This is a genomic window from Arsenicicoccus sp. oral taxon 190, assembly GCF_001189535.1.
Lineage (GTDB): Bacteria > Actinomycetota > Actinomycetes > Actinomycetales > Dermatophilaceae > Arsenicicoccus.
On the sequence record NZ_CP012070.1, the window covers coordinates 3,207,091 to 3,225,439 of the forward strand.

Annotated in this window: 16 protein-coding genes; 1 reads left to right on the forward strand and 15 read right to left on the reverse strand. The window is 74.8% G+C overall.

What is annotated here, in order from left to right; all coding sequences use genetic code 11:
* Positions 1 to 90: 90 nt before the first annotated feature.
* From ADJ73_RS14945 to ADJ73_RS14960, 5 genes are all read right to left on the reverse strand, one after another.
* Positions 91 to 699, reverse strand: coding sequence for a mismatch-specific DNA-glycosylase (locus ADJ73_RS14945; protein WP_050348926.1), 609 nt, complete (start codon positions 697 to 699; stop codon positions 91 to 93).
* A gap of 64 nt (positions 700 to 763) precedes the next feature.
* Positions 764 to 2,143, reverse strand: a complete 1,380-nt coding sequence (ftsY, locus tag ADJ73_RS14950; protein WP_050348927.1) for a signal recognition particle-docking protein FtsY — start codon at positions 2,141 to 2,143, stop codon at positions 764 to 766.
* A gap of 57 nt (positions 2,144 to 2,200) precedes the next feature.
* Positions 2,201 to 2,362, reverse strand: coding sequence for a hypothetical protein (locus ADJ73_RS17070; protein ID WP_156188253.1), 162 nt, complete (start codon positions 2,360 to 2,362; stop codon positions 2,201 to 2,203).
* Between the two features lie 67 nt (positions 2,363 to 2,429).
* Complete coding sequence (gene smc / locus ADJ73_RS14955; RefSeq protein ID WP_050348928.1) at positions 2,430 to 6,065, reverse strand: chromosome segregation protein SMC; 3,636 nt, start codon at positions 6,063 to 6,065, stop codon at positions 2,430 to 2,432.
* 67 nt (positions 6,066 to 6,132) lie between these two features.
* Positions 6,133 to 6,471 carry an acylphosphatase gene (locus ADJ73_RS14960; RefSeq protein ID WP_050348929.1) on the reverse strand — a complete coding sequence of 113 codons (339 nt, stop codon included), beginning with the start codon at positions 6,469 to 6,471 and terminating at the stop codon, positions 6,133 to 6,135.
* 101 nt (positions 6,472 to 6,572) lie between these two features.
* On the opposite strand from ADJ73_RS14960, the gene ADJ73_RS14965 reads away from it, so the two are divergent.
* The gene (locus ADJ73_RS14965) at positions 6,573 to 7,910 is read left to right on the forward strand and encodes a hypothetical protein (RefSeq protein WP_050348930.1); all 1,338 of its coding nucleotides are present in this window, start codon (positions 6,573 to 6,575) and stop codon (positions 7,908 to 7,910) included.
* A 19-nt stretch (positions 7,911 to 7,929) separates the two neighbouring features.
* Here the strand turns inward: ADJ73_RS14965 and ADJ73_RS17075 are convergent, their stop codons facing one another.
* The 10 genes from ADJ73_RS17075 to ADJ73_RS15015 form a co-directional block, all read right to left on the reverse strand.
* The gene (locus ADJ73_RS17075) at positions 7,930 to 8,613 is read right to left on the reverse strand and encodes a hypothetical protein (protein ID WP_050348931.1); all 684 of its coding nucleotides are present in this window, start codon (positions 8,611 to 8,613) and stop codon (positions 7,930 to 7,932) included.
* Positions 8,610 to 10,340: a PHP domain-containing protein gene (locus ADJ73_RS14975; protein WP_050348932.1), complete on the reverse strand. Its 1,731-nt coding sequence runs from the start codon at positions 10,338 to 10,340 to the stop codon at positions 8,610 to 8,612. The genes ADJ73_RS17075 and ADJ73_RS14975 overlap by 4 nt, the downstream gene beginning before the upstream one ends.
* 161 nt (positions 10,341 to 10,501) lie before the next feature.
* Positions 10,502 to 11,437 carry a bifunctional DNA-formamidopyrimidine glycosylase/DNA-(apurinic or apyrimidinic site) lyase gene (mutM, locus tag ADJ73_RS14980; protein WP_050348933.1) on the reverse strand — a complete coding sequence of 312 codons (936 nt, stop codon included), beginning with the start codon at positions 11,435 to 11,437 and terminating at the stop codon, positions 10,502 to 10,504.
* Positions 11,438 to 11,447: 10 nt separating this feature from the next.
* A complete protein-coding gene (gene rnc / locus ADJ73_RS14985; RefSeq protein ID WP_082177041.1) occupies positions 11,448 to 12,338 on the reverse strand; it encodes a ribonuclease III in 891 nt (296 codons plus the stop codon).
* A gap of 23 nt (positions 12,339 to 12,361) precedes the next feature.
* Entirely contained in the window at positions 12,362 to 12,556 is a 195-nt protein-coding gene (gene rpmF, locus ADJ73_RS14990; RefSeq protein ID WP_050348934.1) for a 50S ribosomal protein L32, read from the reverse strand.
* Between the two features lies 1 nt (position 12,557).
* Complete coding sequence (locus ADJ73_RS14995; protein WP_050348935.1) at positions 12,558 to 13,124, reverse strand: YceD family protein; 567 nt, start codon at positions 13,122 to 13,124, stop codon at positions 12,558 to 12,560.
* Between the two features lie 133 nt (positions 13,125 to 13,257).
* Positions 13,258 to 13,749: a pantetheine-phosphate adenylyltransferase gene (coaD, locus tag ADJ73_RS15000; RefSeq protein ID WP_050348936.1), complete on the reverse strand. Its 492-nt coding sequence runs from the start codon at positions 13,747 to 13,749 to the stop codon at positions 13,258 to 13,260.
* Positions 13,750 to 13,758: 9 nt separating this feature from the next.
* Positions 13,759 to 14,334: a 16S rRNA (guanine(966)-N(2))-methyltransferase RsmD gene (rsmD, locus tag ADJ73_RS15005; protein ID WP_050348937.1), complete on the reverse strand. Its 576-nt coding sequence runs from the start codon at positions 14,332 to 14,334 to the stop codon at positions 13,759 to 13,761.
* 15 nt (positions 14,335 to 14,349) lie between these two features.
* A complete protein-coding gene (locus tag ADJ73_RS15010) occupies positions 14,350 to 16,626 on the reverse strand; it encodes an ATP-dependent DNA helicase RecG (protein WP_253272602.1) in 2,277 nt (758 codons plus the stop codon).
* Positions 16,627 to 18,300, reverse strand: coding sequence for a DAK2 domain-containing protein (locus ADJ73_RS15015; protein WP_050348938.1), 1,674 nt, complete (start codon positions 18,298 to 18,300; stop codon positions 16,627 to 16,629).
* Positions 18,301 to 18,349 lie beyond the last annotated feature (49 nt).

Below are 18,349 nucleotides of genomic sequence, written 5' to 3' on the forward strand. Positions count from 1 at the left end.
GCGCGGCGCCCCCGTGTTTCCGGTGCGTAACGGAGGGGCCTGCCCGGTTACGCCTTCGTGACGGGGCGGACGGCGCGCCCGCCCGACCGCTCAGGCCGGGCGCCCGCCCAGGTGACCGCCCATCGGCGGGACGAGCCGCGCGTCCGCGCCCGCGGCCCGCATCGCCAGCCCGATCGAGTCGACGGTGTCGTGGGCGTTGAGCCCGGAGGGGTTGGGCAGCACGTGGACGACGGCGCCGTGCCATGGTTCGGCCTGCCGACCCCGCTCGACCTCCTTGCGCCCGAACGCGATCCGGTAGGTCGTGATCCCCGCGAAGGCCACCACCGTCGGCCTGCGCCGCTCCACCAGCGCCGCGAGCCGGTCCACGCCGGCCCGCAGCTCCTCGGGGGTCACCTCGTCGCCTCGGGCGGTGGCGCGGGCGACGAGGTTCGTCATACCGATCCCCCTGTGCTCCAGCAGGACCCGGTCCGCGGGAGCCAGCCCGGCGCTCACGTCCACGACGCGCGGCAGCAGCCCGGCCCGGTGCAGCGCCGGCCAGAACCTGTTGCCCGGCCGCGCGTAGTGCGCGTCCACCGCGCCGGACCACAGCGAGGGGTTGATCCCGACGAAGAGCAGCCGCAGCGGGTCCGGCAGCAGGTCCGCGATGACTCTCCCCCGGGCGTCCTCGCGCTCGCGCGGGGTGGGCCTGCGGCCCGTCACGTATGGCGAAGAGCCCGCCGCGCCAGGCGACGGGCTCCCGCTGGGTGGGCCGCTGACCATCGGCTCAGGCGACGATGGCGTCGACGAACGCGACGGGGTCGAAGGGGGCGAGGTCGTCGGGGCCCTCGCCGAGGCCCACGAGCTTGACGGGCACGCCGAGGGCCCGCTGGATGGCCACGACGATGCCGCCCTTGGCGGTGCCGTCGAGCTTGGTGAGGGCGATGCCGGTGATCGCGACCTCCTTGGCGAAGGCCTCGGCCTGCTTCAGGCCGTTCTGCCCGGTGGTGGCGTCGAGGACGAGGATGACCTCGTCGACCTCGGAGGTCTTCTCGACGACGCGCCTGATCTTGCCGAGCTCGTCCATGAGGCCGACCTTGTTGTGCAGCCGGCCGGCGGTGTCGAGGATCACGACGTCGGCCCCCTGCTCGATGCCCGCCTTGACGGCGTCGAAGGCCACCGAGGCGGGGTCGGCGCCGTCGCGGTGCGACCGCACCGTGGCGACGCCCACGCGCTCGCCCCAGGTCTGCAGCTGGTCGGCGGCGGCGGCCCGGAAGGTGTCCGCGGCCCCGAGGACCACCTCGCGGTCCTCGGCGACGAGGACGCGGGCGAGCTTGCCCACGGTGGTGGTCTTGCCGGTGCCGTTGACCCCGACGACCATGACCACGGCGGGTCGGTCGCCGCGGCGCGAAGAGGCGATGCGGCGGTCCATGGTGGGGTCGACCAGGGTCAGCAGGTCGCTGCGGAGCAACTCGCGCGCCTCGGCCTCGTCGGTGGTGCCGTCCACCTTGACGTGGGTGCGCAGCGTGGCGACCAGCTCGGAGGTGGCCTGCACCCCGAGGTCGGAGGCGAGCAGGGTGTCCTCGACCTCCTCCCAGGCCTCCTCGTCCAGCTTGCCGCTGGACAGCAGCGACAGCAGCGCGCGGCCGAAGGCGGTGTTGGAGCGTGCGAGACGCGAGCGCAGCTGGTGCATGCGCCCGCGCGCGGAGCCGGGTCGGGCGGTGCCGACGTCGAGGCCCTCGTCGGCGCCGAGGGGGGCGGCGTCCCGGTCCCCCGGCTCGAGGGTGGTGTCGTGGCGGTCGAGCCCGGCGGGGTCCGTGTCGGGGGCGGTAGCGGTGGGGGTGGTGTCGGAGGCGGTGGCGGGTACGGCCCGGTCGCCCTCGTCCGTGGTGGCGGTGTCGCCCGCGCGCGTCGCACCGGCCCCGGCGCCCGGCATACGCTCCCCCTCGCCCGGTGGGGTCCCGGACCGGGCCGGAGCCTTGGGCTCGAGCACGTCGCCCCAGGTGGGGGCCGGTGCGTCCCGGCGAGGTGCGGGTCGGGTGGGGGCGGGCGCCTTGGGCGCCTCCTTGGTCTTGCCGCCGCGGCCGCGCACGAGGCCGACGATGGCGACGACGGCGACCACGAGGATGCCGACGACGATGAGCAGGTAGTCCTGGAGGGTGTCCACGGCGTCATCCTCGCAAAGGTCGGCGCCCGGCTCCTAGTTGCGCCCGTGGGGGGAGCCTCAGCGGGAGGCGCCGACCTTCTCCCGCATGTCGGCGACCCGCTCCTGACCCTCCGCGGTCAGCAGGGTGTCGCCCTCGCGGACGGCCGGGATCGTCACGAGCGCGACGACGACGACGGCCAGGGCCAGGGCGAGCAGCATGCCAAGAATCACGACGACCATGGTCCTAGTCTCCCCTGCCGCGGCGGCTCACCGCACGCGAACTCGCGCGGCCGCAGCCCAACCGTGATCACGTTGCGCCAACCGGGTGAGGCTGGGCGGCGTCGGCTCCCGGCCCCTGCTCAGCCTCCTCGATGCCGGCCACGTCCTGCACCCGCTGGGAGACCACGGTGGTCACGCCGTCGCCCCGCATGGTGACGCCGTAGAGCGCGTCGGCGACCTCCATCGTGCGCTTCTGGTGGGTGATGACGATCAGCTGGCTGGAGCCGCGCAGCTCTTCGAAGATGTCGATGAGCCGGCCGAGGTTGGCGTCGTCCAGCGCGGCCTCGACCTCGTCCATGATGTAGAACGGGCTCGGCCGGGCCTTGAAGATCGCCACCAGCAGCGCCACCGCGACCAGCGAGCGCTCGCCGCCGGACAGCAGCGACAGGCGCTTGATCTTCTTGCCGGGCGGCCGCGCCTCGACCTCGATCCCGGTGGTGAGCATGTCGCCGGGGTCCGTGAGCAGCAGCCGGCCCTCGCCCCCGGGGAAGAGGCGCGAGAAGACCCCCACGAACTCGCGAGCCGTGTCCTCGAAGGCTTCGGCAAAGACCCGCTGGACCCGCTCGTCGACCTCCTTGACGATGTCGAGCAGGTCCCGCCTGGACTTCTTGAGGTCGTCGAGCTGCTCGGTGAGGAAGGTGTGCCGCTCCTCGAGCGCCGCGAACTCCTCCAGTGCCAGCGGGTTGACCCGGCCCAGCGCCGACAGTCCGCGCTCGGCCTTGCGCAGCCGCTTCTCCTGCTCGTCGCGGACGTAGGGGACGGTGCGCGGCTCCGCGGACCCGTCGTCCTCCGCGGGTGCGGGCGGGTCGAGCACGGGCACCGGCTGGTGCGGGCCGTACTCCTCCACCAGGACGTCCGGCTCGATCCCGAGCTCCTCCACGGCGCGGGTCTGCAGCTGCTCGATGCGCAGCCGCTGCTGGGCGCGGGCGATCTCGTCGCGGTGCACCGAGTCGGTCAGCTCGCGCAGCTCCTCGGCCAGCCGGGCCACGTCGGACCGTATGCCGACCAGGCCCGCCTCCCGGTCCGCCCGCTCCTGCTCCGCGGTGGCGCGGCGGGTGGCGGCGGCGACGACGAGCCGCTCGACCACGGTGACGGCGCGCTCGGCCCCGGCGGCAACGGCGCGGGCGACGGCGGCCTCGCGGCGGCGGCGCGCCAGCCGCTGGGCCGCCTGCTGACGGGCGAGCTCCTCCTGGGCGGCCGCGCGCTCGAGGCCCGCCGCCCGCCCACCGAGGCCGCGGACCCGCTCCTCGGTGGTGCGCAGGGTCAGGCGGAGCTCGGTCTCCTCGCCGCGCGCGGCGGTGGCGGCGGCGGCGAGGCGGTCTCGCTCGTCGGTGTCGGGCTCGACGTCGTCCTCGGAGGCGGTGGCCTGGGCGTCGGCGAGGCGCTGCTCGAGGGCGGCCAGCTCGCCCCGGTCCTGCTCGATCCCGGTGCGCAGCTCACCCCCGCGGCGCTGGGTGCGCTCGGCCTCGGCGCGGGCGGACCGGGCGGTGGCGGCCAGGGCCCCGAGCTGCTCGGCCACGGCGGAGAGCTGGGCGTCGTTGTCGTTGAGGCGGTCCAGGGCGGCGTCGACGCCCTGACCGGCGTCGTCGAGGCGGGCGGTGGCCGCCTGGAGCGCGAACCCCAGCTGCTCCCCCGCGTGCGTGGCGGCCGCGACGGCAGCCCTGGCCTCGTCGACCGCCGCCTGGACCTCCAGCTGGGAGGGTGCGGAGGCCGACCCGCCCCGGGCGAACCCGGGACCGTGGACGTCACCGGCCGGGGTCACCGCCGTGGCGCCGGCCGCGACGACCGCGGTCACCTGGTCCTCGGTGCCCTCGGCGCCCACGAGCGCCACCTGGCGCAGCAGGCGGACCAGCGCCGGCCGCAGCCCGGGGGGCACCTGCTCGACCACGTCGATGGCCCACACCGCACCGTCGGGCAGCCCCGGCCACGTGCCCTCGGGGTCGCTCGCGCCCCCGACGACCAGCGCGACCTGCCCGGCGTCGTCCGCCCGCAGCTGCTGCAGCGCCGACCGGGCGGCGTCCAGGCCCTCGACGGCCACGGCGTCCGACGCCCAGCCGAGCGCCGCGGCCAGCTGCGCCTCGTAGCCGTTGCGGACCGTGACGAGGGTGGCGAGGGGGCCGAGGACACCCGGCATACGGCTCTCGAGGAGGGCGCCGCCGCCGTCGCGACGGCGCAGCCCCAGCTGCAGCGCCTCGACCCGGGCCTCCGCGGCGGACCGGTCCTTCTCGGCGGTCCGGGCGGCGTCCTGGAGCCGGGCGACCTCGGTCGCTGCGGCGTCGCGGGCCGCCTCGGCGGTCTCGTAGGCCTCGTCCAGGTCCTCCTCCCCTGACTCGTGGTCGGCGATGGAGACCTCCAGGGCGCGAAACTCCTTGTCGGCCTGCTGAGCCCGCGCCTGGGAGGCCTCGATCGCCTCGTCCAACCGGCCGAGCTCGGCGGAGGCGGCCTCGATCCGCGACCGGCGCGCCGCGACCTGCCCGGCCAGCCGGGCGAGGCCCTCGCGCCGGTCCGCGGCGGCCCGGGCGAGGCGGGCCAGCCGGTCCACCTCGTCCTGGTGGGCCCGCTCCAGCTCGCCGCGACGGCCGACGGTCTCGCTCAGCCGGTGCTGGACCTGCTCGACCTCCGCGGCGAGGGCCTGCTCCTGGGTGCGCACCTGGGCCGCCTCGGCGCGCAGGGTCTGAGGGTCCCGCCCCGCCGGGGCGCCCTGCGGCGCGTCGTCGTCGGCCAGCAGCCGGGCCCGCTCGGCCGCCAGCTGGCCGGTGCCGGCGATCCGGTCGCGCAGCGAGGACAGCGCGAACCACTGCTCCTGGGCCGCCGCGACCTGCGGGGTCAGCGCCGCGACCCCGGCCTCCAGCGCGGCGAGCTCCTGCTGGGCGGTGCGCAGCGACTGCTCCACCTCGGCGCGGCGCGCCAGCAGCGCGGTCTCGTCGGCGACCTCCTGCTCGAGCGTTGAGGTGAGCTGCACCAGGTCGTCGGCGAGCAGCCGCAGCCGGGCGTCGCGGGCGTCGGCCTGGATGGTGGCGGCCCGCCGCGCCGTCTCGGCCTGGCGCCCGAGCGGGCCGAGCTGGCGGCGGATCTCCCCGGTGAGGTCCTGGACGCGCTGGAGGTTGCCCTCCATCTGCTCCAGCTTGCGCAGGGCCTTTTCCTTGCGCTTGCGGTGCTTGAGGACGCCGGCGGCCTCCTCGATGAAGCCGCGTCGCTCCTCCGGGGTGGCTCGCAGCACCGTGTCCAGCTGGCCCTGCCCCACGATGACGTGCATCTCGCGGCCGATGCCGGAGTCGGACAGCAGCTCCTGGATGTCGAGGAGCCGGCAGGCGGTGCCATTGATGGCGTAGTCGGAGCCGCCGTTGCGGAACATCGTCCGCCGGATGGTGACCTCGGTGTAGTCGATCGGCAGGGCGCCGTCGGAGTTGTCGATGGTCAGCGAGACCTCGGCGCGCCCGAGCGGGGGGCGGCCCGCGGTGCCGGCGAAGATGACGTCCTCCATCTTGCCGCCGCGCAGGCTCTTGGCGCCCTGCTCCCCCATGACCCACGCGAGGGCGTCCACGACGTTGGACTTGCCGGAGCCGTTGGGCCCGACGACGCACGTGATCCCCGGCTCGAGCCGGAAGGTCGTCGCCGACGCGAAGGACTTGAAGCCCTTCATCGTCAGCTGCTTGACATACACGCGCGTCACTCTAGCGGCCGGGCGCGCGCAGCCCGGCTCACCCACGGTGATGTCGTATGACGAGCCGCTACTTCTCCACGAACCCGCTGACGCCCTCGCGCGGGGTCCCCGACTGGGCCTGGCAGGACTCCACGTGGCCGGGTCGGCGCCGCACCCCGCCGGTCATCCGGTCGAGCAGCCCCTCGTCCCGCTGCGGCTCCCCGGCGCCGGGGTCGAGGCGCCGGCCGAGCTCGGCCACGGCGTCGGCCGGGCCCTGCGCCACGACCTCGACCCGCCCGTCGTCCATGTTGCGGGCGTGCCCGACCAGCCCCAGCTCGAGCGCCTGCGCCTTGGTCCACCAGCGAAAACCCACGCCCTGCACCGTGCCTCGTACGAAAAAGGTCGTCCTGACGGTGTCCTGGCTCATGGGCACAGGGTAGGTCGTGCACCCAACCGACGGCGAGGCTGCGGCGGTCACAGGGTGCATCCACGTAGCGTGGACCCACCACCATTGTCAGTAGGAGAACGATGGAGCTCAGCCGCCGGGCAGTCATCACCGGTGCCGCCGCGCTCGGGGCAGCCGCCCTGGGTGCCTGCAGCGGGTCCACGCAGCCCACGTCGTCGACCAGCGCCTCCGGCGCGGGGTCGGGCACGCCGGGCGCCGACCCCACGTCGACGGCCGCACCCTCGTCGTCCGCCTCCTCGGCCGGCCTCGGTGTCCCCATCGGGGACGGCTCGACGACCGAGCAGCGCCCGCAGCCGGGCCTGCCGCCGATCCACAAGCTCAAGCCGGGCGAGACGCCGCCGCAGTTCGTCGTCATCTCCTGGGACGGCGCCGGCAACCTGGCGAGCAACCAGCTCGGGCGGTTCCGCCAGGTGGCGCAGCGCACCAACGCCCAGATGACGCTCTTCCTGTCCGGGATCTACTTCCTGCCCGAGGACAAGGCCACGCTCTACCAGCCGCCGGGTCGCAAGGCCGGCAGCTCCGACATCGGCTTCCTGACCCGTCAGTCCTGCCACCGCACCATCGAGGGCATCGGCCAGGCCTGGCTCGAGGGCCACGAGATCGGCACCCATTTCAACGGCCACTTCTGCGGCCCGCGAGGGGTCAGCCGGTGGTCGGTGGCCGACTGGAAGGCCGAGATCGCCGAGGCCAAGAAGTTCGTCACGACCTGGCGGACGACCACCCGCTTCACGGACCTGCCCCCCATGCCCTTCGACTACGAGAAGGAGCTGGTCGGCGGCCGCACGCCGTGCCTGGAGGGCTACCACAACCTCCAGATCGCGGCGACCCAGCTGGGATGGCGCTACGACTCCTCCCACCAGCGGCAGCACGTCTGGCCGACCCGCCTGCCCGGGGGCCTGTGGGACCTGTCGATGACGATGGCGCCGCTCCCCGGCCGCTCGTTCCCGACCATCCCGATGGACTACAACTACATGGTCAACCAGATCGGGCCCAACCCCAGCGGCGGCAACCCCGCCGACCGCCCCCGCTTCCAGGCGCAGCACCGCGACTCCCTGGTCCAGGGCGTGCAGCGGTCGCTGCGCAGCAACCGGGCGCCCTTCATCCTCGGCAACCACTTCGAGCAGTGGAACGGCGGCATCCACATGAACGCCGTCGAGCAGGCGATGGACGCGTATGCCGCCATGCCCGGCGTCCAGATGGTGACCTTCCGGTGGCTCTGCGACTGGATGGAGGCCCAGGACCCCGAGGTGCTCCGTCGGCTGCAGGCGCTCAACGTCGGCGAGGCACCCCCCGGCGGGTGGAAGACCTACCTCGACCCGGCCGCGCCGAGCGCGTCCGCCACGTCGAGCGCCACGTCCCCCGCCATGCCGTCCGCGACCCGCACCACCACGCGCGCCTGACGTCGCGGTCCCGACCGCGTCAGGCGTGGTCGGCGCAGCAGGGCGTCGGCGCGGGGTTCTCGTAGGGCACGACGGTGTCCCCGGCCGCCGGCTGCACGGGCAGGACGAGGCGGCCCTCGCGCCATACGGGCCGGACGAAGTCCCGGGTCCGCACCACGCTCGCGGCGGTGACCGTGGTGCCGGCGATCCCCTCGACGGCGTCGACGGCGCTGCGCTGGACCAGCTCGGCGACGGTGAGGTCACCGACGAGGTGCTCGCGGCCCGGGTAGACGACGGCGCGGCCGTCCGCACCCGCGCGGGCGAGCGCGGCCACGTCGGCCGCCGTCGCCGCCAGGGCGGGGTAGCCGCGGCGCCACTGCCCGGGTCGCCCCGTGGCCGCGCCGATCTCGTCCGCGCCGGCCGCCGCGGTCTCGGGCACGAGACGTGCGCAGAGACGGTCCGTGATCGCGGCCAGCTCGGGCTCCCCCGGGGGCCGGGAGCACCACCGCACCGACAGCGCCAGGTGGGACGACGCGCCGCCGGGGCCCGGCACGAGGTGCGTGGACACGATCGTGGCGTGCCCGAGCGACGTCAGCAGCTCGCCGAGGTGCTCGGCGAGGTGGTCGGCCTCCCGGACCGTCGCGGCGACGGGGTCGAGCCCGACCACCACCGTGGTGGGGCCGGGCTCGACCGGGTCGGTCAGCGGGTCGTCCTGGGAGCTCACGCGCGCGGGAGCACCCAGATCGGGTTGGTGTAGAACCACAGGTCGTCCCACGGGTTGGCGTTGCCCTCGACGTCGATCGCCGGGCCCGCCGGGTCGACCGCGGCACCGCGCAGGCCGGGGGCGGTGCGCTTGCCGTCCGAGCCGCGCAGCCGGACGTAGACGCCGGCGTCGCCGACGGTCACCGGGCCGTAGCGCAGCTCGACCCACTGTCCGGCCCCGACGGTGCTGACGTCCCAGCTGCGCAGCACCCGGGTCTGCGGCGCGGTGAAGGTGTCCCGGTCGGCGACCGGGCCGGTCACCATGCCGCCGATGGCGTCGACCTTGGCCAGCTGCGGGACGAACTGCGCCCAGTTGGGCAGCGCCTGCTTGCGGATGCGCACGACGAGCTCGACCTGCGTCCCGCGCTTGACGGTGAGCACCCCGCCGAGCCCGACCTCGCGGCCACCCGCGCGCACCCGCACGTCCAGGTCCTGCACGAGCCGGCCGTGGTCGACCCAGACGCGGCCGTCACGCAGGCCCTGCATCACCGAGGCGTAGTCACGCCGGTCGGCGCCGACGTGGGTGCGGCTGTAGTAGCCGGGCCAGTAGTCGCCGCTGCCGGTGTCCGGCGTCGGGCCGTTGACCGGGTCGGCGTAGTAGCCCTGCTTGGCGAAGTCGCTGTCGGGGCCGCCGCGCACCGCGGTGTCCAGGTAGACGCTGTGGCTGTCGGAGTTGGCGGTGATCCACCAGGGCTTGCCCTCGGCGAGGAGGCTGTCCCAGAGGCCGCCGACGGTGGCGGTCATCCAGTCGAAGCCGCCGAAGGTGCGGTAGCTCTCCAGCGGGTAGCCCGCGAAGCTGTCCTTGCCGGGCGCGTTGTCGTAGTAGCCGCGCCCGCTGCCCGGACCGGACGGCTTGGGCAGGCCGGCGGCCTGGTGCCCGGGGGCGCCCTCCATGCCGACGGCGATGCGGCCGGGGGCGTCGCGCCAGCCGCGGATCTCGTGGGGCGAGTCGATGCCCTTGCGCGCCGGGTGGTTGGCGAGCATCAGGGCGTCCTTGACCTCGCGGGAGCCGACGGCCGACGCGAGGTAGGCCAGGCCCTGCAGCGCGAGCGCCTCGTTGGCCGGGGTGGAGCCGGTGGCCTTCTTGACCGACCCGTCGAAGGAGTTCTCGAAGGTCTTCAGCACCGCGACCTCGTTGGCGCCAGGGTGCACGAAGACGGTGCCGTGCTCGGCGGCGGGGATGTTCCACTCCAGGCCCTGGAAGACGAGCATGTCGTCGAACTCCTTGCGGGCCGCCTGGATCAGCGGGTTGACCGTGTCGACGCCGATCTTGGCGTGCTGGTCCGAGCCGTGGTCGGTGATGACCATCCAGTCCAGGCCGTAGGCGCTGGCGTGCTGCACGTGGTCGATCACGCGGTACTTGCCGTCGGAGGAGAACTGCGTGTGGATGTGGTGGTCGCCGGCGAGCCAGCGCTGGCCCTTGCCGTGACGACGGCTGGAGTGCCACGCCTCCTGCTCGGCCGCGGCGGCGGTGCCGGTGCCCTGCTCGGTGACGAACCCGGCCGCGGCCACACCGGCGCCCAGCACCCCGGCGGCGCGCAGGAAGTTGCGGCGCCCGAGGTCGGAGGGGGCGAGCTCGGCGTCCGGCACCCGCAGGTCCTCGGCGGGCCCGACGGGCAGGTCGTGGTCGTGGCTGTGGGTGTGGGGGTGCGCGTGACCGTGGGGGTGGTCGTGGTGGTGGTGACCCATGAGGCGTCCTTCGCGGTTCGTCAGGACCATCTCGTCGCCGCGACGAGGTGGGTCGTCCGGGGACTGCGTCCCGGGCGGGCGTCCTCAGCCAACCGGTCCCGCTCGACGCCTCGGGGCGGCGCCGCTGAACGCTCCGTGAACGTCCGGTGAGGTGACGATCCCTATCGCGAACCGCTGGCAGCAAGCGGGGCGCGAGGCCTCGGCTGGCAGCGCGGGCAGGAGTGGGAGGACCGGTTCATGAACGCCTCGCGACGCATCGGGGTCCCGCAGCGACGGCACGGCAGCCCCTGCCGGCCGTAGGCGTCGAGCGACCGGTCGAAGTAGCCGCTGTTGCCGTTGACGTTGACGTAGAGCGCGTCGAAGGACGTGCCACCCTGCGCCAGCGCTTCTCGCATCACGTCCGCGGCGTGGTCGAGGATCCGGCCCAGGGCGGGTCGGGTGAGGGCGTCGGTGTCGCGCAGCCCATGGACGCCGGCGCGCCACAGCGCCTCGTCGGCATAGATGTTGCCGATGCCGCTGACCAGCCCCTGGTCGAGCAGGGCGCGCTTGACGGCCACGTGCCGCGCCTTCATCCGCCGCACGACGGCGGCGCGGTCGAAGGCGGGCTCGAGCGGGTCCGGTGCGATGTGCACGATGGAGGCCGGTATGCCGAACGCCCGCCGCCCCTCCTCGCCCGGGCCCGTCGCGGGGTCCGGCACCAGGTCGGCCCAGGCGAGGCCGCCGAAGGTGCGCTGGTCGACGAACCGCAGCTGGCTGCCCGGCCCGGTCGCGGGGTCGGTCAGGTCCAGCGTGGCGTGCAGGTGCTTCTGCGGCGCTGCGGTGGCGGGCTGCACCAGCAGCTGGCCGCTCATCCCGAGGTGCAGTACCAGAGCCCCCGAGGGGATCTCGTCGCGGCCGACGACGAGCCAGAGGTACTTGCCGCGGCGGTCGGCGGCGAGCACGTCCTGGCCAGTCAGGCGGCTCTCCAGGTCGCGCGGTCCGGGCAGGTGCCGGCGCGCGACCCGGACCCCGGTCAGCGTGACGGCGTCGACGTGGCGGCCGACGACGTGGCTCTCCAGGCCGCGGCGGACCACCTCGACCTCGGGCAGCTCGGGCACGACGTCGCGGTCAGGTCCGCTCGAGGACGTCGCCGGAGGGGGTGCCGTCCGGCGAGGTGGCGACGGTCTCCTGCGCCTCGGGCGTGGCCGAGGCCGACGACTCCGGCGTGCTGACCCCCGCAACCTCCGCGGTGCTGGCCCTCGCAGCCTCCGGCGTGGCGGGCTCCGCAGCGCGCTCGTCGAGCGCGGTCCAGGCGACCTCGGCGGCCTTCTGCTCGGCCTCCTTCTTGGAGCGCCCGACACCCTCGCCGAGGGTCTCCTCGCCCACCACGGCCCGCGCGGTGAAGACCTTGAGGTGGTCGGGTCCCTCGTCGGTGAGGCGGTACTCCGGGACACCGATCCCGAGGGTGGAGGTGAGCTCCTGCAGCGAGGTCTTCCAGTCCAGCGCGGCGCCGAGGCGGGCGCTGGAGGCCATCAGCGGGTCGAGCAGGTGGTGGACCAGCGTGGCGGCGCAGGTCATGCCGCAGGACAGGTAGACCGCGCCGATCACGGCCTCGGTGGTGTCCGCGAGGATCGAGGTCTTGTCGCGGCCCCCGGTGCTCTCCTCGCCCCGGCCGAGGAGCAGGTAGGCCCCGAGCTCGAGGTCGCGGCCGACCTGGGCCAGCGCCCGCATGTTGACGACTGCGGCGCGCAGCTTGGCCAGCTGGCCCTCGGCCTCGCGCGGGTGCTGGCGGTAGAGGGTGTCGGTGACGACCAGGCCGAGGACCGAGTCGCCAAGGAACTCCAGCCGCTCGTTGTGCGGGAGGCCGCCGTGCTCGTAGGCGTAGGACCGGTGCGTCAGCGCACGCAGCAGCAGCGACTCGTCGACGCGCTCTCCGACCACCTGCGCGAGGTGGTCGACGAGGGCGCCGACGGGCCGCTGCTGCGTGCCATCGGGACCGGTCGCGGCGCGTGACGTCATGCTCATGCGCTCGGCGACCCCGCTCAGCCCTGGAGCTCGGTGCGCTCCGCGACCGCGTAGTGACGGCCGTTGTAGGTCCCGCACGACGGGCACGCCAGGTGCGGCTGCTTCATGGCGCGGCACTGCGGGCAGGTGGTGAGGGTGGTGGCGGTGGTGCGCCAGTTGGCACGGCGCGAACGCGTGTTGGAGCGCGACATCTTCCGCTTCGGGACAGCCACGTCAGTTCCTCTTCTCTTGGTTGATGGTCAGACCTTGCAGCGCCGACCACCGGGGGTCGATCACGTCATGGTGGTGGTCCGGGTCGTCGGCGAGCCGCTCTCCGCACTGGGAGCACAGGCCCGGGCAGTCGGCCCGGCACACCGGCTGGAACGGCAGCGTGGGCACCACCGCGTCCCTCAGCACCGGCTCGAGGTCGAGGAGGTCCCCCTCGAGCTCGCGCACGTCGTCGTCCTCGTCGGAGGACACCTCCTCGTGGTGGCGCGCTCGGTCGGCGTAGGCGAACAGCTCCTGGAAGGTCGCCTCCACGGGGAGGGTCACCTGGTCCAGGCACCGCACGCAGGCGCCGGTCGCGGTCGCCGTCACCGTCCCGCTGACGAGCACGCCCTCCAGGACGGACTCGTAGCGCAGGTCCAGCTCCACGGGGCTGCCCGGCGCGACGGCGATGACGTCGGTGCCGAGGTCCTCGGGGGCCGCGACCTCCCGCCGCTCGGTGTGCATGGTCCCGGGGCGACGGCCGAGCTCCCGGGTGTCGAACACCAGGGGCGAGCGGGGGTCGAGACGGGACATGGCTCCAACCGGGTCGTCGGGGGTGAGGGGGTGGTGCTGAGCGGCCTGCGTTGCCCGGCGCGTCCGAAGGGCGCGGCCGGAGCACAGACCGACGCACAAGACTACCGGACGGCGGCAGGTGCCCCCAAATGCGTCAGGGGGTCCGCGCGCGCAGCGCCGCCGCCACGGGCTCGGGCACCAGGTCCAGGCCGTAGCCGCCGAGGCGCCATACCTCCTTGACCAGGGAGGACGACACGTGCTCGAAGGCGGGGTTGCCGGGCAGGAAGACGGTCTCGATCCCCGTGAGGTGGGTGTTCATGAGCGCCATCGGCAGCTCGTAGGCGAAGTCGGTCCCGGACCGCAGGCCCTTGACGATCGCCGAGACCTCCAGGCGGGTGCACAGGTCGACGAGGAGCCCGTCGCCGTAGGCGTCGACCACGACGTTGGGCAGGTGCCCCAGCGACTCCCGCAGCAGCCGCGTGCGCTCGTCGATGGTGAACATCCCGGAGTCGGCCTTGGCGGGGTTGAAGAGCACCCCGACGACCACCTCGTCGTAGAGCCGGGAGGCTCGCTCGACGATGTCTACGTGCCCCAGGGTCACGGGGTCGTAGGAGCCGGGGCAGATGCAGCGGCGGACCTGGGTCATGGCAGGACCCTAGCCGTCCGCGGCGGGGTCGTGCCGGGCGTACCACACCGTCGTCTCGCCGTACCTCTTGTCCCCGACGGGGGTCAGCGCCGGCGGCCAGGTGGGCGGGCCGGAGCGCGAGGAGCGCTCGACCACGAGCACCGCGCCCGGTGCGAGCCAGTCCCCCGTGGCCAGGGCGGCGAGCACCGCGCCGAGCGCCTCGTCCCCCAGGTCGTATGGCGGGTCCACCAGCACCAGGTCCCGTCGGGGACCCGGGCACGGGGCCCCCGTGACCCGGGCGACGGTGTCGCGCCGCACCGTGACGCCGGGGAGGCGCAGGTCGGCGGCGTTGCGCCGGATCACCTCGGCGGCCCCCCGGTCCTGCTCGACCAGCAGGACCTCCGCGGCGCCGCGGGAGGCGGCCTCGAGCCCGAGCGCGCCGGACCCGGCGTAGAGGTCGAGGACGTGGGCGCCCGCCAGCACGTCGAGGTGCTCGAGCCGGGAGAAGATCGCCTCGCGGACGCGGTCGCTGGTCGGGCGGGTGCCGGAGCCTGCGGGGGTGGCGATGCGGCGGCCGCCGGCCGTCCCGGCGATGATGCGCGTCAACGTGGTCTCCCTGGGTCAGCCGCGCTCGAGGTAGGCCGCGGACTCGTCGTCGAGGGTCTCACGCAGCCAGGCTGCCATGAGCGGGTGGGCCTCCAGGTCGGGGTCGTCCGCGACCAGGCCCTGGGCGTCGTCGCGGGCCGTGGCGATCAGGTCGGCGTCGCGGGTGAGCCGCAGCAGGCGGATCCGCCGACGACGCCCGCTCTGCGCAGCGCCCAGCACGTCACCCTCGCCACGCAGCTCGAGGTCGGCCTCGGCCAGCGCGAAGCCGTCCGTCGACCCGGCCACGGCGAGGAGCCGCTGCCACGATGGTGGCTGGGCGGCGACGGACTCCGGGATCGCCGGGTCCGGCATGGCGCCGCCCTGCCCGCGCACCGGCTCGACCTGAGTGACCAGGAAGCAGGTGCCAGGGTGCTGACCACGTCCCACGCGACCGCGGAGCTGGTGCAGCTGGCTGATCCCGAAGCGGTCGGCGTCGAGGATCACCATCACCGTCGCGTTGGGGATGTCCACGCCGACCTCGATGACGGTGGTGGCGACGAGCACGTCGGTCTCCCCGGCCGCGAACCTGCTCATCGCCAGGTCCTTGTCGGCCGGCAACATGCGCCCGTGCAGGAGATCGATCCGCAGGCCCGCGAGCTGCGGCGTCGCGGTGCGCAGGCGCTCGTGGGCGGCGAGCAGGCTGATCGGGTCCGGGCGCGGCGGGGCGTCGGGCGTCGCCGAGGGGTCGAGGTCGTCCACCGGGGTCGGGTCCACCTCGTCGACGAACCCGGCCTCCGCGTCCTCCCCGATCCGTGAGCACACGACGTAGGCCTGGCGACCGGCGGCCACCTGATCGGCGACGACCTGCCAGACGCGGGCCATCCAGGCGTCCTGGGCCTGGGGCACGACGTGGGTGGCGATCGGCGAACGCCCGGCCGGGAGCTCGCGCAGCATCGCGGTCTCCATGTCGCCGAAGACCGTCATCGCGACCGAGCGCGGGATCGGCGTCGCCGTCATCACGAGCACGTGCGGCGGCCGGGCGGCCTTGGCGCGCAGCGCGTCCCGCTGCTCGACACCGAACCTGTGCTGCTCGTCCACGACCACGAGCCCGAGGTCGGCCAGCTGGACCGTGTCCTGGATCAGGGCGTGCGTGCCGATGACGATGCCCGCCTGGCCGGACGCCGCCTCGGACAGGGCGCGCCGACGCGCGTCGGTGGACATCGACCCGGTCAGCAGCACGACCCGGGTGGCGTCGTCGGCGCCCCCGAGCAGGCCGCCCTCGGCGAGCGGCCCGAGCAGCGCGCGCACCGAACGCTCGTGCTGGGCCGCGAGCACCTCGGTCGGGGCGAGCAGCGCAGCCTGGCCGCCGGAGTCGACGACCTGCAGCATCGCCCGCAGCGCGACGACCGTCTTGCCCGAGCCGACGTCGCCCTGCAGCAGGACGTGCATGGGGTGGGTGCCGGCCAGCTCGTGGGCGAGCTCCTCCCCCACGGCCCGCTGCCCGTCGGTCAGCTCGAACGGCAGCGAGGCGTCGAAGGCCTCCAGCAAGCCACCGGGACGACCCGGTCGGGCGGTCCCGTCGTCGCGGGCGGCGGCGGCCCGGCGCTGCACGAGCGCGGTCTGCAGCACGAGGGCCTCGTCGTAGCGCAGGCGCTTGCGCCCGGTCTCGACCTCCGCCCAGCTGCGGGGCTGGTGGACCAGCCGCAGTGCCGTGGTCAGGTCGACGAGGTCGCGCCGGGCCAGCAGCTCCGGCGGCACCGGGTCGGGCACCTCCCCCACGGCGTCGAGCATGATGTCCATCGCGCTGCCGATCCGCCAGGAGGTGACCTTGTCGACCGCGCGGTAGATCGGCAGCAGCTCGCGCAGATCGGCCGTCTCCTGGATCACCTGGTAGTCCGGGTGCGCCAGCTGCCACCGGCCGTTGAAGGTTCCGGCCTTGCCCGAGAAGACGGCCCGCACCCCGGGCGCCAGGTCCTTGGCGGGCCCCCAGTGGCTGAAGAAGGTCAGGTCGATCTGGGTCGTGCCGTCGGTGATCGTGGCCCGCAGCATCTTCTTGCGGGGGTTGCCGCGGATGGGCTGCACGGTCGCCCGCACGACCTCGCCGACGATCACCAGGTGCTGGCCCTCGACGAGGCGCCGGGTGGTGAGCCGCGGCTCGAGGTAGTCGCGCGGGAACCACCGCAGCAGGTCCCCCGCCGTGCGCAGCCCGGCGTGCTCGAGGACGGTGGCGGTCTTGCCGATCAGCCGGGCCAGGGGCGTGCCGAGGCCGGTGCTCTCGGGGGGCCGGTCGGTCCAGGAGATCTCGGGCGTCACCTACTCGACCCCCACCAGCAGCAGGTATGCCGGCTGCCCGCCCGGGTGGGTCACCACGTCGACCTGCGGGTGCCGCGCGGCGCAGTGCTGCTGCACGCCCACCAGGACCTCGTCGCTCACGGCGCCGGCGACCAGGGTGACCAGCTCGCCGCCGGCCTCCAGCATCCGCTCGACGAGCGCCAGCGCGACCCGGGCGGGGTCGGTCCCGACGAGGACGATCTCCTCCTCGTCGAGCCCGAGCACGTCACCGGCCCGGCACGGACCTGCCGGGGTGCGGGCGTCGCGGCTGGCGGTGGCCACGGCGCCGCTGCGCACGGCCTGGACCGCGTCCAGCATCGCGGCCTGCGCGTCGTCCAGCTCGGCGGCCCGGTCGAGCACCGCGAGCGCGGCCAGCCCGGCCACGTCCGAGCGGGTGGGGACCACGGCGGCCGGACGGCCCCGCGCGCGCAGCTCGGCCGCCGCCGCGGTCGCCGCCAGCAGCACGTCGCCGTCGTTGGGCAGGATCAGCACGGGGCGCTGCGGGTCCACGCGGGCGGCCTCGAGGATGGCGCCGACGCTGGCGCGGGCGCCCGGCGCGCTCGACACCACCACCGCTCCCTCCTGCGTGAAGAGCTCTCGCAGCCCGTCACCGTCGGTGCAGACCAGGACCAGCGGGCCGGTCTCCCCCGCCGGTGGGGACCCGTGCCACCCGGAGGAGGCTGCGGCGGCCGCCCGGACCGCCGCGGCCTGGCGGTGCAGGTCGGTGATGGTCACGTCGGACACCTCCCCGACCTCGGCGGCGAGGCGCTGCGCCTCCTGGGGGTCGTCGACGTGGGCGTGGACGCGGCACACCGCGCCGTCCCCCGCCACGACCACGCTGTCGCCGATGGCCATGAGGGCGCCCTGCAGCGCCCGGAGCTCGTCGGCGCCACCCCCGGCGAGCAGGTGCACGATCTCGTAGCGGGGGCCGTCGTAGTCGGCCGGCACCACCTCGCCGGCGCCCACGCCGAGCGGGGGCTCCACGTCGGCGACCGCGGCCTCCTCGTGGCCTCCGTCGACGACCCGCTTGAGGGCGTCCAGGACGATCACCAGGCCGGTGGCCCCGGCGTCGACGACCCCGGCGGACCGCAGCGCGGCCAGCTGGCTGGGGGTGCGCTCCAGCGCCTCCTTGGCCGCGGTGACGGCGGCGTCGATGACGGCGCTCAGCGAGGCGTGGGCCTGCCGGGCCCGCGCCTCGGCGGCCTCCGCGGCCTGGCGCGCGACGGTGAGGATGGTGCCCTCGGCGGGGTCGCCGACGCAGGCGTAGGCCAGGTCGGAGGCGCGACGGAAGGCCTGAGCCATCACCCCGCCGTCGGCACCCCCCGCGCGCGCCGGGCGCTCGATGACGTCGAGCAGGCCGCGCACGAGCTGGCTGACGATCACCCCGGAGTTGCCCCGGGCCCCGAGGACGGTGGCGCGCGCGAAGGCCGTCAGCTCCTCGTCCTCGTGGGCCTCGACGGTGCCCTCCACGGCGGCGTCGATGGTGAGGTACATGTTGGTGCCGGTGTCGCCGTCGGGCACCGGGTAGACGTTGAGGGCGTCGATCTCCTCGCGACGCTCGGCGAGCGCGGCGCGGGACAGGACCGCCCACAGGCGCAGGGCTCGTCGGTCGAGGACGTCCAGCGGCCGTCGCCGGGTCTCGGCCCCTCGTGACATCCTGCTCTCCCTCTCGCGGCCCCCGTCGTGGCGTCGCGACGAGCCTACG